Annotated in this window: 15 protein-coding genes and 1 pseudogene; 9 read left to right on the forward strand and 7 right to left on the reverse strand. The window is 69.7% G+C overall.

Annotated elements, in window-relative coordinates; all coding sequences use genetic code 11:
* Window positions 1-32: 32 nt before the first annotated feature.
* Window positions 33-1,670, reverse strand: a complete 1,638-nt coding sequence (locus PSH03_RS11335; RefSeq protein WP_238689083.1) for an ABC-F family ATP-binding cassette domain-containing protein — start codon at window positions 1,668-1,670, stop codon at window positions 33-35.
* A 62-nt stretch (window positions 1,671-1,732) separates the two neighbouring features.
* Here PSH03_RS11335 and PSH03_RS11340 point away from each other — a divergent pair, with 62 nt between their 5' ends.
* The 4 genes from PSH03_RS11340 (at window position 1,733) to PSH03_RS11355 (ending at window position 4,069) form a co-directional block, all read left to right on the forward strand.
* Window positions 1,733-2,503 (forward strand): ROK family protein, encoded by a 771-nt coding sequence (locus tag PSH03_RS11340; protein WP_238689084.1) that lies wholly within the window; start codon window positions 1,733-1,735, stop codon window positions 2,501-2,503.
* 109 nt (window positions 2,504-2,612) lie between these two features.
* Complete coding sequence (locus PSH03_RS11345) at window positions 2,613-2,981, forward strand: tetratricopeptide repeat protein (RefSeq protein WP_112584722.1); 369 nt, start codon at window positions 2,613-2,615, stop codon at window positions 2,979-2,981.
* A 121-nt stretch (window positions 2,982-3,102) separates the two neighbouring features.
* Window positions 3,103-3,357, forward strand: a complete 255-nt coding sequence (locus PSH03_RS11350) for a Smr/MutS family protein (RefSeq protein ID WP_007465523.1) — start codon at window positions 3,103-3,105, stop codon at window positions 3,355-3,357.
* A gap of 145 nt (window positions 3,358-3,502) precedes the next feature.
* Window positions 3,503-4,069 (forward strand): NUDIX hydrolase, encoded by a 567-nt coding sequence (locus PSH03_RS11355; protein ID WP_238689085.1) that lies wholly within the window; start codon window positions 3,503-3,505, stop codon window positions 4,067-4,069.
* On the opposite strand, the pseudogene PSH03_RS11360 reads toward PSH03_RS11355, so the two are convergent.
* Window positions 4,070-5,478: pseudogene (locus PSH03_RS11360) on the reverse strand (NsdA family TPR-like regulatory protein).
* A 148-nt stretch (window positions 5,479-5,626) separates the two neighbouring features.
* Here PSH03_RS11360 and PSH03_RS11365 point away from each other — a divergent pair.
* Window positions 5,627-5,962, forward strand: a complete 336-nt coding sequence (locus PSH03_RS11365; RefSeq protein WP_238689086.1) for a hypothetical protein — start codon at window positions 5,627-5,629, stop codon at window positions 5,960-5,962.
* A 21-nt stretch (window positions 5,963-5,983) separates the two neighbouring features.
* Here PSH03_RS11365 and PSH03_RS11370 read toward each other — a convergent pair whose 3' ends face one another.
* Together PSH03_RS11370 and PSH03_RS11375 are read right to left on the reverse strand one after the other, a co-directional pair.
* Complete coding sequence (locus tag PSH03_RS11370; protein WP_238689087.1) at window positions 5,984-6,133, reverse strand: hypothetical protein; 150 nt, start codon at window positions 6,131-6,133, stop codon at window positions 5,984-5,986.
* A gap of 561 nt (window positions 6,134-6,694) precedes the next feature.
* Entirely contained in the window at window positions 6,695-7,189 is a 495-nt protein-coding gene (locus PSH03_RS11375; RefSeq protein WP_238689088.1) for a GNAT family N-acetyltransferase, read from the reverse strand.
* A gap of 99 nt (window positions 7,190-7,288) precedes the next feature.
* Between PSH03_RS11375 and PSH03_RS11380 the strand changes: the two genes are divergently transcribed.
* The gene (locus PSH03_RS11380; RefSeq protein ID WP_238689090.1) at window positions 7,289-7,786 is read left to right on the forward strand and encodes an NUDIX hydrolase; all 498 of its coding nucleotides are present in this window, start codon (window positions 7,289-7,291) and stop codon (window positions 7,784-7,786) included.
* 196 nt (window positions 7,787-7,982) lie between these two features.
* Here the strand turns inward: PSH03_RS11380 and PSH03_RS11385 are convergent, their stop codons facing one another.
* Window positions 7,983-8,327: a hypothetical protein gene (locus tag PSH03_RS11385; RefSeq protein WP_238689091.1), complete on the reverse strand. Its 345-nt coding sequence runs from the start codon at window positions 8,325-8,327 to the stop codon at window positions 7,983-7,985.
* Window positions 8,328-8,359: 32 nt separating this feature from the next.
* Complete coding sequence (locus PSH03_RS11390; RefSeq protein ID WP_238689092.1) at window positions 8,360-8,533, reverse strand: hypothetical protein; 174 nt, start codon at window positions 8,531-8,533, stop codon at window positions 8,360-8,362.
* Window positions 8,534-8,790: 257 nt separating this feature from the next.
* Here PSH03_RS11390 and PSH03_RS11395 point away from each other — a divergent pair, with 257 nt between their 5' ends.
* Both PSH03_RS11395 and PSH03_RS11400 read left to right on the forward strand, forming a co-directional pair.
* A complete protein-coding gene (locus PSH03_RS11395; protein WP_238689093.1) occupies window positions 8,791-9,591 on the forward strand; it encodes a 2OG-Fe(II)-dependent halogenase WelO5 family protein in 801 nt (266 codons plus the stop codon).
* 16 nt (window positions 9,592-9,607) lie between these two features.
* A complete protein-coding gene (locus tag PSH03_RS11400; RefSeq protein WP_196919894.1) occupies window positions 9,608-10,549 on the forward strand; it encodes a threonine/serine dehydratase in 942 nt (313 codons plus the stop codon).
* Between the two features lie 4 nt (window positions 10,550-10,553).
* Here the strand turns inward: PSH03_RS11400 and PSH03_RS32830 are convergent, their stop codons facing one another.
* Window positions 10,554-12,704: a tetratricopeptide repeat protein gene (locus PSH03_RS32830; protein WP_210785519.1), complete on the reverse strand. Its 2,151-nt coding sequence runs from the start codon at window positions 12,702-12,704 to the stop codon at window positions 10,554-10,556.
* A gap of 282 nt (window positions 12,705-12,986) precedes the next feature.
* On the opposite strand from PSH03_RS32830, the gene PSH03_RS11410 reads away from it, so the two are divergent.
* Window positions 12,987-13,475, forward strand: coding sequence for a hypothetical protein (locus PSH03_RS11410; protein ID WP_210785518.1), 489 nt, complete (start codon window positions 12,987-12,989; stop codon window positions 13,473-13,475).
* The last annotated feature ends 3 nt before the right edge of the window (window positions 13,476-13,478 follow it).

The following is a 13,478-nucleotide window of genomic DNA, read 5'->3' on the forward strand; positions in this document are numbered from 1 at the left end:
ATTCTCACCCCGCGCCGGCCCGCGGGCACGGATCAATCCTCGGCGATCCGCCCGGCGTCGACCCGCAGCCGCCGGTTGGTCTCGATGGCGGCCAGCATCCGCCGGTCGTGGGTGACCAGCAGCAGCGTTCCGGGATAGCTGGCCAGCGCCGATTCGAGCTGCTCGATGGCGGGCAGGTCCAGGTGGTTGGTGGGCTCGTCCAGCACCAGCAGGTTGACCCCACGGCCCTGGAGCAGGGCCAGCGCGGCCCGGGTCCGCTCACCGGGGGAGAGGGTGGCCGCCGGTCGGGGCACGTGCGCCGCCCGCAGGCCGAACTTGGCCAGCAGGGTCCGCGCGTCCGCCGGCGACAAATGGGGTACGGCCGCCTCGAACGCGTCGATCAGCGGCACGTCGCCGAGGAACAGCCCCCGGGCCTGGTCCACCTCGCCGACCACCACGCCGGGCCCGAGCGAGGCGGTGCCGGCGTCCAGCGGCAGCCGGCCCAGCAGCGCGGCCAACAGGGTGGACTTGCCCGAGCCGTTCGCCCCGGTCACCGCGACCCGGTCCGCCCAGTCGATCTGGAGGTCGACCGGGCCGAGGGTGAAGCCACCACGGCGTACCACTGCTCCGCGCAGCGTGGCCACGACGGCGCCGGCGCGGGGCGCGGCGGCGATCTCCATCCGCAGCTCCCACTCCTTGCGGGGCTCCTCGACCACGTCGAGCCGTTCGATCAGCCGTTCGGTCTGCTTGGCCTTGGCGGCCTGCTTCTCGCTCGACTCGCTGCGGAACTTGCGGCCGATCTTGTCGTTGTCGGTGGCCTTGCGGCGGGCGTTCCGCACGCCCTTCTCCATCCACCCACGCTGGGTACGGGCCCGAGCCTCCAGCCCGGCCTTCGTGTCGGCGTACTCCTCGAAGTCCGCGCGGGCGTGCCGGCGGGCCACCTCGCGCTCCTCCAGGTAGGCCGCGTAGCCGCCGCCGTAGTGGTTCACCTGCTGCTGCGCCAGGTCCAGCTCCACGACCCGGGTCACCGTGCGGGTGAGGAACTCCCGGTCGTGGCTGACCAGCACCGTGCCGGCCCGCAGACCGGTGACGAACTCCTCCAGCCGCTCCAACCCGGCCAGGTCCAGGTCGTTCGTCGGCTCGTCGAGCAGGAACACGTCGTACCGGCTGAGCAGCAGCGACGCGAGCCCGGCCCGGGCCGCCTGGCCCCCGGAGAGCCCTGTCGTCGGGTGGTCAAGGTCGACAGTCAGCCCCAGGTCGGCGCTCACCTGCTCGGCGCGTTCGTCGAGGTCCGCGCCGCCGAGGGCGAGCCAGCGCTCCAGCGCGTCGCCGTACGCGTCGTCGGCACCCGCCGCCCCGGCGGTCAGCGCCTCGGTCGCCGCGTCCAACGCCGCCTGCGCGGCGGTCACCCCGGTCCGGCGGGCCAGGAAGTCCCGTACCGTCTCGCCCGGCCGCCGTTCCGGCTCCTGCGGCAGGTGTCCGACGCTCGCGGTGGGCGGGCTGAGCCGCACGCTGCCGGCCTCGACCGGCAACAACCCGGCGAGGGTACGCAGCAGCGTCGACTTGCCGGCCCCGTTCGGCCCGACCAGCCCGACCACGTCGCCGGGGGCGACCACCAGGTCCAGTCCGGCGAAGAGCGGGCGGTCGCCGTGCCCGGCGGCCAGGTCCTTGACGATCATCGTGGCGCTCATCAGGACGGCAGCCTATCCGGCCGCCCGCATACGACCGGCCGGCAGCGGGCAGACTCAACGACGTGGTGACCACACTGGCGATCGACTGTGGCGGCGGGGGCATCAAGGCCTCCGTGCTCGACGAGGCGGGAACGATGCGGGCCCGGCCGTTGCGGGTGCCCACCCCGTACCCGTTGCCGCCCGCGCTGTTTGTCCGGACCCTGCGGGATCTCGGCGGGCGCCTGCCAACGGCGGACCGGATCACTGTCGGCGTACCCGGGATGATCCGGCACGGAGTGGTGGTGAGCACCCCGCACTACGTGACCCGCAACGGCCCCCGCACCCGGGTCGACCCGGACCTGCTCGCCGAGTGGTCCGGCTGGGACGCGCGCGGTGCACTGGCCGACGCGTTCGGGGTGCCGGCGCTGGTGCTCAACGACGCCGAGGTGCACGGCGCCGGAGTGGTCGCCGGCACCGGCTGCGAGCTGGTGCTGACCCTGGGGACGGGGCTGGGCAGCGCGCTTTTCGACGGCGGGGTGCTCGCACCGCACCTGGAGTTGTCGCACGCGCCGGTGCGCTGGGGCACCACCTACGACACGTACGTCGGCGAGCCGGAACGGCGGCGGCTCGGCGACGCCTTCTGGTCCCGTCGGATCCGCCAGGTGGTGGACGGGCTGCGCCCGGTGTTCCGCTGGGACCGGCTCTACCTGGGCGGGGGTAACTCCCGACTGATCCGGCCCGAGCAACTGACCCGGATGGGCGACGACGTGGTGGTGGTGCCGAACACCGCCGGAATCGTCGGCGGTGTCCGCGCCTGGGAACTTTCCGCCGGACGCCGGGACGCCCGCACCTGACCCTTCGGCGGCCCGAACTGACCTGATCTCGACCCCGGGAACAGTCGCCAAACGTCCGGTGTTGTGCCAGCGTCGGAACAGGTGACGGTGCGACCCGAGGAGGTGGCAGATGGATCTTCTGGCGGACTACCGGCGGGCGACCATGTTCTTCGAAACCGGTGACCCCAGCGGGGCAGCCCGACTGCTGGAGCCGATCATCGACGCCGAACCCGGCAACGCGGCGGTCCGGCAACTGCTGGCTCGGGCGTACTTCCAGTCGGCCCAGCTCAACCGGGCCGAGGAGCATCTGCGCGAGCTGGTCGAGCGGGACCCGAGCGACCACTACGCGCACCACGTGCTCGGTCGGACGCTGGAGCGACTGAACCGACACACCGACGCGCTGCGGCACCTGCGGATCGCCGCCGCGATGTACGCGGCCAACGACGACTACCGGACCGCGCTTGAGCGGGTGGAGACCCGCCTCGGCGGCCGGCGCTGACGGTGCGCAGTTCCATCACAGGGGCGGTCCTTCGGGGCCGCCCCTTCCGTCGCCCGATTGGCGGGCCGGCGGCCGCGCCTAGGATGGCGGACATGGGACCTGACCGGCCGGGGGCTGCGGCATGAAGCTCAAGCTGGACCTGCACGAGATCTTCAACAAGGGCCAGGACATCGACAGGGCGTTGCGCGGGATCATGGACGAGGCGGTGGCGAAGAAGGCCACCCTCGTCGAGATCATTCCCGGCAAGGGGTCCGGCCAACTCAAGAAGCGGGTGCTGCGGTTCCTCGACCAGAAGGACGTCAAGCAGCTCTACCACCGGGTGGAGAAGGACTCGAAGAACTTCGGCCGCCTCTTCGTGCACTTCCGCTGGAAGTAGCGCCAACACGCCTTTTACCTGCCGTCTCCGAGACCCTGTAAGGGTTCCTGAGTCGTGAAAGCGGCGGGGTTCGGCATCGGGTGGAGCCGGATCTTCGTGACGAGGCCCGCAATGCGTGCGCGCCAGGGGGCCGGATACTGGATGGGTGGCGGAGGACCAGGTTACCGAGTCGACGCGGTGGACGATTCACGGTGAGCGGGTGGTGGATGGCAGCCGGCGGGCGCGGTTGAGCATCGCCGACGTGGAACTGCCGGATGGGGTCCGTTTCGAGCAGTACGTGATCCGGGCACCCCGGTCGGCCATGGTCGCGGTGCTTGACGAGCAGGAGCGCCTGCTGCTGATGCGGCGGCACCGGTTCGTGTTCGACCGGTGGGTGTGGGAGCTGCCTGGGGGTTACGTCGACGACGGTGAGCAGCCGGCGATATGCGCGGTCCGGGAGGTCGAGGAGGAGACCGGATGGCGTCCGGGTGCGGTGGAGCCGATGCTGTCGTTCCAGCCGTGGGTGGCAACCGCGGATGCGGAGAATCTGCTGTTCCTTGCGCGCGACGCAGTACATATTGGTTCGCCGGTGGACGTCAACGAGGCCGAGCGGGTGGCCTGGATGCCGTTGGCGGAAGCGCGGGACCTCGTGTCCCGGGGTGAGATCGTGGGATCCGGCACGGTGATCGCGGTGTTGGAGCTGGTCGCGCGCAAAGCCCGGGGTGAGCTGTAGTCAGCGGCGATGACCGAGGGTCACGTCGACGCGGTTGATGAAGTGTCTGACGGCCGGCCGGCGGCGGTGCACTGTGAGGTCGGCTTGCAGGTCGCGTAGGTATCGGACGGCTCGGGCCGACCGCAGTTGAGAGGTCAGCGTGAGCGCTTTGGCCCCGATGGCGCTGGCGCGATCGGGCTCGCCGTGGCGGGCGTGGATGGAGGCGAGAAGAGTGAGGTTGAAGGCCTTCCCGCGTATGTAGCGTTCGTCCATCTGCAGCGAGCGAACGGTGAAGCGCTCGGCCTGCTGGTGGCGGCCGAGGGGTGGAAGCAATGGCCGAACTTGGCTGAGAGGTATGCCTCGTCGAAGTAGCCGAGCCATTGCGGGTCGCTGCTGCGGTCGGCTCGGTCGAGGGTCTGTTCTGCCTGGTGCAGTGCGGTCGTGCAGGCGCGTTCGTTGCGCGCGGCAGCGTGGGCATGAGCTTCCATGACCAGCGCCTCGGCGGTCAGCACCGCGAGGCCGGCGCGTTGTGCCGTCTGCCGGGCAGCGCGGGCGAGATCGACGCCGGTGGCATTGTGACCGAGGTAGGTGGCTTGGTGGCTCATCGCGGCGAGGATTTCGGCGCCGAGCCCAGCATCGTCGGCAGCTCGGGCGAGGTCGAGGGCGTGGGTGAGGTAGCGCTGAGCGAGGCCGTGCTCAGCCGTGTCGTATGCCTGCCAGCCGGCGAGCTGAGTCAGCTCGGCGACGGCGGCGAGTAGCTTTCGTCCGGTCGCCGGATCGTAGCGGCCCTCGATTAGCAGGGGCGTGACCTCGTGGTTGAGGTAGCGGGCGAGGGTTTCGCGGGCGTGGCCCCCTCCGTGCTGGTTGTCGAGCCGCCGGTAGGTGGAGGTCATCTCGCGGATGGTGTCGATGTCCGGTTGACCGACTGATCGGTGACCTTTCTGTGTGACGGGTTGTGTGGTGGGGACGGTGAACCAGCGCAGCGCGGGCAGGGTGTAGCCAGCGGAGCTGAACACCGTCTGACGGAGCATGTCTCGGCGCTTCACGTCGCCTTCCCACAGCTGCGTGGCGGCGCGGACGTCCTCGCGCCAGGATCGGTCGTTTGGCACATCACCCCGAGGGCTGCCGGGGGTGAGGCGACGTGCTTGTTGGCACGGTGCAAGGCCGAGCGACATCCGGGTCTCGTCGGGCATGCCGCAGCCGTCGGCGATCCGCTCCAGCACGTCGATGGAGGTCACCTTCCGGCCGGCGATCACCCGGCTGACGTAGCCCTGTTCCAGGCCGACCACCGCCCCGATGCGTGTCTGACTCGCCCCCGTATGCCGGGCAAGCAGCCGGAACAGAGTGCCGATGTCGCGGACGCGCACTGCGGTCCTGATGTCCTCCCGCGACCAGAAGCCGTCGGGAATCCGAAGATGGTCGAGTAGCACAGCCGGCCCCACCGTCATCGAGTGACTACGCATCGTGCTCAACCTGGAGCTTAAGTCTGGTGCCGGCGTAGGTCGAGCCCGCTCATGTCACCGTGACATGGCTAGCGGACATGGTCGCGGGACCACAGCCGGCGGGACCGTCTTGGACATGTCGTTCGATGTCGAGAACCCACCGGTCGAGCCGCCTGACGGCTGTCGCCACCGGCTGCTGTGGCGTCTGTGCCGAGCACTGTGGGAAGACCACCGCCCCGACCGTGCCGGCCACTACCTCATCGTCGGTTGTACGCACGACGACCAACTTGTGTCGTGCCGCCTGGGACGCCTCGCTGTAGAAGGCCTGCGAACCGCTAGCGGGGAGCAGGCCGTGGCGTCACCGCTGTGGCTCGATGTTGCCCGGAGCCGCATCGCCAGGGGCGACATCAACCTCGCCGCCGTGCTGGCGGAGGCAAACTGGCACCGTCGCCGTGCGGGCCTGACGGGGTGAAAGATGGCTGCCATTCACGGCCTAGAGGCCTTCATCGGCCACGCCCAGGCGCAAGTCGATGCTGCCGACGAACTCCTGACACGCCACGAAGAGGTTGGACTCGACCTGTGCCGGTGCGGCCGGCCCCACCCCTGCCCAGAGCGACTGCGGTGGCTCCAGAGGCGAGCGCACTTCGTGCACCTCATTGGCGAACCACGATGACCACCCACGGCCCGGTGATGCCGATCTGGACCTGCGGGGGCTGCAACGCGCCCTGGCCCTGCCGGACCCGACAGCAGGAGCTACGCGCTGAATACGAGGGCGCATCCGTTTCCCTGGCGCTCTACATGGGCGCTCAACTGGTCTGCGCCTCGCGGGACCTGGCCTGGGTACCGGCAGGGGTCCTGCACTGTCGCTTTCTTGGTTGGACCCGATGAGCATCCTGCGGCGGGGGGACGAAAAGTTCCATTACAGCGATGGCTCCCACAGGTGGATCACCCCGGACCCGGACTACGACCAGGCGGTCTGGGACGAACAGGTCCGCCAGCACAAGCAAGCCCACCTGAGAAACGAGCACCCAAAGGTACGCCTCCAGCGTCTCGTCTGAGCCCAGTGATTGTGCAACTCGTGCCAGCAGCCCTCGGGCGTTCCGGGATGGCTAGGGGTGCCAAGATGGAGACGACGCGTGGGTCAAGGGAGCTGACAGCGTGTCCAGGTCTGCCTTGCAGTGACTTGACTGGGACGCCACACGCGTCAGGCCCCGATCTCAGCGACCATCGTGTCCGCGTCCTCGAACGACTCAACCGTGCGGAACCCTTCGGCGGCGTACAGCCCCGCAGCGAAGTTCGCCCGCTCCACGCTCAGCGACACGGTGCGGATGCCACGTTCTCGTGCGGCGTCCAGAACAGCGCGCAAGAGCACCCGGCCCACACCGCCACCCCTCCAGCTTTCCACCACGCCGATAGTCAGCTCCGGCACGTCGTCACTCACGTACCCGTAGCCCGGATCAGCGGCGGTCAGGTATCGGAACCAGGCCGCGCCGACTGGCCGATCAGCAGGGTCCACCGCAACCAGGCCGAAGTCGTCAGGCTGCAGCCAACCGGTGACGTAGTGAGCCAGTGCGGGATTCGCCAGGATCTGCTCGCGAGACCAGTTGCGCTCAGGCAGCCAGTTGGTGGCCTCCACGAGCATGTCAACCAGGAAATCGCGATCAGCCGAGGTGGCTGCGCGGATGACGAGATCAGTCACCGTCGAAGCCTCGCACACGTCAGCACGGCCGAACAGGCAGATCAGGGCGCAGCGTCGAACTGGGTGTTGACGGTGATGGTCGACCCGTAGGGTGTCCTGATGTCGACGGTGAACCTGCGGCGATCGGCGCGTGCGGTCGTCGTCGATGAGGACGACCGGGTTCTGCTGCTACGACTTGCCATTCCCGATCCGGCTGGCACGATCGCCGTTTGGATCACTCCCGGGGGTGGCGTCGAAGACGGCGAGACGCCACTGGCCGCGCTGCGGCGAGAGTTGCGCGAAGAGGTCGGTCTTGCTCTCGATGTCGACCCGCCTCAGGTCTGGCGCCAGGAGATAGTCGCCGCCGGGTCCGCACCCGGCCACGATGGCGTCGTGAACGACTACTTCCTCGTCCGGACCGCGTCGTTCGCGCCGCGCGGTGCGATGAGCGACGAGGAACTCGCCGCCGAGCACGTCATCGGCTGGCGTTGGTGGTCGCTGTCAGAGATCAGGCAACACCACGGTCCGGAACTGTTCTCGCCACGGGACCTCGCCACGCCGTTGACCGCACTGATCGCTGACGGAGTACCAACCCAACCCGTCCCGCTTGGCCTGTAGGCAGAGCGAAGCGGACCGGACGTGGAGGCAGACTGGCATGCGGTACGAGGACCGGTGCGCAGCCACCACGCCCCCCATGCCGCGATCTTGCACTTACTGTCCCGACGAAAAGGGCATCACACGCTTTTCGGCGACAGAAACTGCAAGATCGGCGAGGGCTGGACGCGACGGACTGCTCAGATCAACGGGGGCGCGGTCAGAGGATCGTGACGAGGAGGCCGCACGCGAGCAGCGGGAGCAGCGCGGCGAGGGTGCCCACCAGGGTCGACGAGCGGATCCGGGTGCGGGAGATGAGTGCCGCGAGCGTCGCCAGGCTGACCAGCAGTGCGAGGAACAGCGCCGGCAGGGCCACGTAGAGCCCGAAGAGCAACGTCCTCGACCGTTCGGAGTCGCACACCTCGCCGCAGCCCGTCGGAACCGATCCGGAGAGCGTGCCGAGGAACAGGCCGAACGCCACGACGACGGCCACGTACCAGCCGGCCAGCACCAGCAACGAGGAGCGCCGGTCGGCGAGGTCGGTGCGGGGCGGCGCAAGGGTCATCGCCGGAGTATCCGCTGTTGCGTTAAGAAGCGTCAGCCCGCGAGGGCGTCGGCGCGGGCTGGGCGTCGGGACCAGCACTGTGGGCGCTGCCGGACGGCGAGCTCCAGGGCCTGATGGTCGGACTCGATCATTTCCCGGGCTATTCGACGCGCCATTTCCAGGCGGTCGACGTGCATGTCAAGATCCGTCGGGCCGGCGCCTGCCATCTCGAACTCCTTGTCAGCGTTCGAACTAGTCGCATCATGCGTCACGCCGAGAATCGTCACCATTCCCCGATCGGTGGAAAGCTTCCGCCGTACGGCTCGGTGTCGCGTACCCCGGTTGCGCCGATGGTAACGGTGGCCGCGCCATGCCGCCCGGAACTGCGGTTATCTCGTCTTGCCTGCGGTTTGTACATTGCATTGTGCGCGGGTCGGGGGGCGCGACAAGTCCGGTGAGGGATCTTCGTTACGGGAGGACCGCCGTGCAGCATTCGAGCACTACCGATCCCTTGTTCGTCGCCGTCGAATCAGAGTCGATCACCCGAGCGGATGTCGCCGGGCTCATCGCGGGGCGGCTGGCCGCCGTTCGGGTGCCGGGGTTGCTCTCCGCGGCCCGCTGCCAGGCGATCACCGCCGCCCTCGCCAACGCGCCGATGGACCGCTACGACGAGAGCCGGGTCTTTCCCGTCGTCGCCAAGTTCGGTCCGGCCATCAACGACCACCGGTCCGCCGGGGCACTCCGCGAGGACTACTGGGACGCGGCCGGCGCAGCCGAGAAGAGCTGGTCGACGCTGGGCCTGTCGGACTCGCCCCGGGACCTGTGCCTGGCCGCGTTCCGCGATGCCTGGCCGGACGTGGCACCCGGGCGGCGGCAGGGTCGGGAGATGCACGTCGGCATCGTCCGCGAGATCAACGCAGGGCTCCAGGTGCACTTCGACGACGCGGTACGGGAGTACGCGGGTCGGCTGCTCGACGGCGAGGTGGTGGCCCAGTTGGCGTTCAACATCTACATCCGGGTGCCACCGGTCGGTGGTGAGACACTGTTGTGGCGGCGGCGCTGGCAGCCGAAAGACGAGCCGTTGCGGATCCCCGGCGGGTACGGCTTCCAGGAGGCGGTGGTCGCCGAAGCGCAGTCGTTGACGTTGCGCCCCACGCTCGGGGAGGGCTTTCTGTTTGATCCGCGGCACTATCACACGGTGCGTCCCGCGTCGGATGGCCGACGGATCTCCATAGGATGTTTCGTCGGGCTCACCGACGATGGTCGACTGGCCCTCTGGTCGTAGTGAAGGGCGTTTCCCCATGGTGGACAGAAGCGACGTCGAGGCGGCTGCGGCCCTTGTCGAGGGGCGGGTCCGGGAAACCCCGGTCATCGCCGTCGACGGCGCCGATCTGGGTGTGCCCGGGCAACTCAGCCTCAAGTTGGAGCTGCACCAGCACACCGGCTCGTTCAAGCCGCGTGGCGCGTTCAACCGGATGCTCCAGGGGTCGTTGCCCTCGGCCGGGGTGATCGCCGCGTCTGGTGGCAACCATGGCCTCGCCGTCGCGTACGCGGCCCGGTCGTTGGGCGTGCCGGCGGAGGTCTTCGTGCCGGTCACCGCCTCGCCGGTGAAGGTGCAGCGGTTGGCCGGGTTGGGCGCACAGGTGCGCCAGGTGGGCCAGCACTACGCCGAGGCGTTGGCGGCGAGCACCCAGCGGGCCGGGGAGACCGGCGCGCTGGTAGTGCACGCGTACGACCAGCCGGAGGTGGTGGCCGGTCAGGGCACCGTCGGCCGGGAGCTGGAGCGGCAGGTGGACGGGATCGACACAGTGCTGGTGGCGGTCGGTGGTGGCGGGTTGGTGTCCGGTATCGCCAGTTGGTTCGGCGGTTCGGTACGGGTCGTGGCGGTCGAGCCGGAGCAGATTCCCACCCTGCACTCGGCCCTCAAGGCGGGTCGGCCGGTCGACATCGAGGTGGGTGGTATCGCCACGGACTCGCTGGGTGCCCGGCGGATCGGCGAGATCGCCTTCGACACCGCCCGCCGGACCGAGGTGGTGTCAGTGCTGGTCCGCGACGAGGACCTGGTGCGGGCGCGTCGGTTGCTCTGGTCGGAGTTGCGGGTCGCGGCCGAGTTGGGTGGTGCCGCCGCGCTGGCCGCGCTGGTCGGCGGCGCGTACGTGCCGCAGCCGGGGGAGCGGGTGGCAGTGATCATCTGTGGTGGCAACACCGACCCGAGTGACCTGGGCCCGGCCGCGCCGCACTGACCGGTCAGTCGCCGTCGCGCAGCCGGCGCAGCGCGTGTTCCACCTGAAGGGTGTCCAGGTGGGTGTCGCCGAGGAGCCGCCGGCGGTCGGCCAGCAGCTGCTCGTACACCTCGATCGCCGCGTCGACCTGCTCCTCGAGCAGTAGCACCAGGGCCAGGGTGGATCGGATGGCGAGCACCTCGCTGCGGTCGGCGTGCCGGGGTTCGACGGTGGCCAGGGTGGCCCGCAGTTCGGCCTCCGCCTCGGCGAGCCGGCCCTGCGCCTGCATGCAGCGGGCCAGCGTGTGCCGGGCCTGCCAGGTCTCCGGTTGGTTGAGCGGCCACAACCGGTAGCGGACCTCCAGGATGGCGTGCAGCATCTCCTCGGCCTCGGGCGCCCGTTGCTGGGCCAGCACCGCCAGCGCCAGGCTGTGCCGCACGATCATGGTGTCCCAGTGTTCCGGGCCACGTACCTGGTCCTCGGCGGCGACGATCTGCCGCAGCTCCAGCTCGGCCTCCGGCCACTGGCGCTGCGCCATGATCGCCTTGGTGAGCTTGTGCCGGCTGGCGAGGGTGTCGGCGTCGTCGCTGCCCAGCACCCTGGTGCGGTCCGCGATGACCTCGCGGAGCACCCGGTCGGCCATCTCCGGCTGGTTGCGCTCCAGCCAGGTGCGGCCCAGTTCGTGGCGCAGCGCCAGCACCTGCGGTCGGTCCAGGTCGTGGTCGTACGCTGCGCAACCGCGCACGATCGGGTCGAGGATGTCGAAGGCCGAGCCGGGTAGGCCGACCGCGATGAGGTAGCGGGCGGTGAGCCGGGTCAGCTCCAGCGCGCGGCGTACCGTCTCGGGGTCGTGCTTGTGTTTCTGCGGCACGAGGTATTCCCGCACGGCCTCGACCAGGTGCGGCACCAGCACGTCCCAGTTGGTCCAGGCCGCCGAGTCGTCCGGGTTCTGCCCCTCGGTGGCGGCGAGCAGCAGCTTCATGACCAGCCCGTGGTACTCGGCGATCTGCTCACGCACCTCGTCGCGGTCGCGGAACATCGCGTGCACCAGTGGGTGCAGCGAGAGAACGTGCGCGAACGCCGGGTCGGTGACCTCCTCCTGCACGTCGAAGTCGACCAGGGCCAGGTTGCCGATGCCCTCCAGCACCTTCACCCGCTGCCGGCCGGTGAGCCCCTTGAAGAGCGGCGACTCGGCCAGGATGGCCGGCTTGAGCACCACCTCGTAGGGCACCGGGGAGATGCTCAGGCAGGCCAGCACGTTGAGCAGTGGCCGGCTCTGTTGGAGTTGGCGGCGGGCCAGCAGGTCCAGTGAGATGTCGTCGACCTCGCGGACGATCTCCAGGCCGAGGGACTCGTCGAGGTCGACGTCGGCGGCGTCGCGCGGTGAGCGGAACCGACGCTGCACTGCCGTCCGGTAGTCGGCGAAGGTGGTGATTGTGGATGAGCCGCGCCAGACCGGGCTGGCGTTGACCGACCGCAGGTAGTTGCCGGCGGCGCGTAGGGCGAGGGGCAACCCGCCCAGCTCCCGGGCGAGTTCCCGGGCGTCGACCAGGCCGCCGGCCTGGGCGCCGGCCCGGTCGATGAGCACCTTTGCGCCGGCGTCGGCGTCGAGCGGGCGCACCTGGTGCAGCACCGACCAGGTGCCCCAGGTGGCCCGGTTGCCGTCCCGGCTGGTCACGATGACCATGCCGTCGTCGGCCTCCGGGCTGCGCAGCCAGCCGGTGCCGTCGGCGAGCACTCCGTCGGTGGGGCCCAGGCTGGCGGGCTCGTCGGCACTGTCGAAGATCAACAACCAGGGCTGCGCGGCCTGGTTGAGGTAGCGCCACACCAGGTCGGTGGCGCTGATCATCCCGGCCCACGCCTGGTCGACCTGGGTCTCCGACGCGCCGAGTTGGCTGACCACCTCCCGCATCCCGGAGTTGAGCCGCCCCGCCTGTACCCACCAGACCGTCCGGCCTCCAGCGCGGGCCCGGCGGGCGATCTCCAGCGCGACGTGGCTCTTGCCGGAGCCGCCCATGCCGCACAGGATGTGCACACCGGGCCGGCCCTGGGCAATTTCCCCCGGTTGGACGATCTCGTCGATCAGGTCGTCGCGCCCGTGCAGTGGGCTGTCCAGTCGCCCGAGCGGTGGATCGACGGAGACCCGACTCGGCCGGTCGTACGCAGGCCGAGGCACGCCGGCATCCTCGGGTGGAACGTCCGCAGTCAATGCGGTCCCCCTTCGGTGGCGAATTCACAATGGGGCGGAGGCGTTTGATACCTGTCCATCTGGTGGACAGTCGGAGGGATTGCCGCCCGCACCATGTCGACCGCAAGCGTATCCACCCCCGTACTGGGTTGCACACTCTCCGTTTAGGCCGCCCGGCTGACCAAAACCAGTGTCGGAATTCCCAATTCGCTGCTGATTCCGGCCGATCCGCCGTGCGCGGCACTCGACACGGGCATCCACGATGGACCTATGAACTGGTCGCCAATCCAGGACGTCGTCGACTGGGGTTCCGTGCCGGACTGGTTCGGCGCGGTCGGCTCCATCGCCAGCGTGCTCTTCGTCTACCTCGGACTGCGGCGGGAAATCCGGGCCCGTCGTAACGACGATCTGCGAGTCCGGGCCACCCAGGCTCGGCTGGTCTCGGCGGTGGCCGAGATTCGCGGCACCTCGGTGCTGCGGGTCGCCGTGGCCAACGAGAGTGACGCCCCGGTGCTGGACGTGGTGGCGCTGGCTCGACTCGTTCCACCCGACGATCCGGACGCGCCGCCGGTCGGGCTGGCCGCAGCGAAACAGGTCCGTCGGATCCCCGGCCGCGACGTGCACGACCTCTTCGTCACCGTCGCGGCGGAGCACCGGCTCCGCACGGGCGACACCGTTCTGGTCGACCTCACCTTCACCGACCACGACGGTAATCGCTGGCACCGGGTCGGTGCCGGCCAACCCGAACCGGTGGGCTGACCG

Origin of the sequence: Micromonospora salmantinae (assembly GCF_022230905.1) — a bacterium.
Taxonomy (GTDB): domain Bacteria; phylum Actinomycetota; class Actinomycetes; order Mycobacteriales; family Micromonosporaceae; genus Micromonospora; species Micromonospora salmantinae.

Bases quoted from the DNA above. Each gene is read 5' to 3' on its own strand.
- PSH03_RS11335 (WP_238689083.1), bottom strand. From the start codon at position 1,670: ATGAGCGCCACGATGATCGTCAAGGACCTGGCCGCCGGGCACGGCGAC.
- PSH03_RS11345 (WP_112584722.1), top strand. From the start codon at position 2,613: ATGGATCTTCTGGCGGACTACCGGCGGGCGACCATGTTCTTCGAAACC.
- PSH03_RS11350 (WP_007465523.1), top strand. From the start codon at position 3,103: ATGAAGCTCAAGCTGGACCTGCACGAGATCTTCAACAAGGGCCAGGAC.
- PSH03_RS11365 (WP_238689086.1), top strand. From the start codon at position 5,627: ATGTCGTTCGATGTCGAGAACCCACCGGTCGAGCCGCCTGACGGCTGT.
- PSH03_RS11380 (WP_238689090.1), top strand. From the start codon at position 7,289: ATGTCGACGGTGAACCTGCGGCGATCGGCGCGTGCGGTCGTCGTCGAT.
- PSH03_RS11385 (WP_238689091.1), bottom strand. From the start codon at position 8,327: ATGACCCTTGCGCCGCCCCGCACCGACCTCGCCGACCGGCGCTCCTCG.
- PSH03_RS11390 (WP_238689092.1), bottom strand. From the start codon at position 8,533: ATGGCAGGCGCCGGCCCGACGGATCTTGACATGCACGTCGACCGCCTG.
- PSH03_RS11400 (WP_196919894.1), top strand. From the start codon at position 9,608: ATGGTGGACAGAAGCGACGTCGAGGCGGCTGCGGCCCTTGTCGAGGGG.
- PSH03_RS11410 (WP_210785518.1), top strand. From the start codon at position 12,987: ATGAACTGGTCGCCAATCCAGGACGTCGTCGACTGGGGTTCCGTGCCG.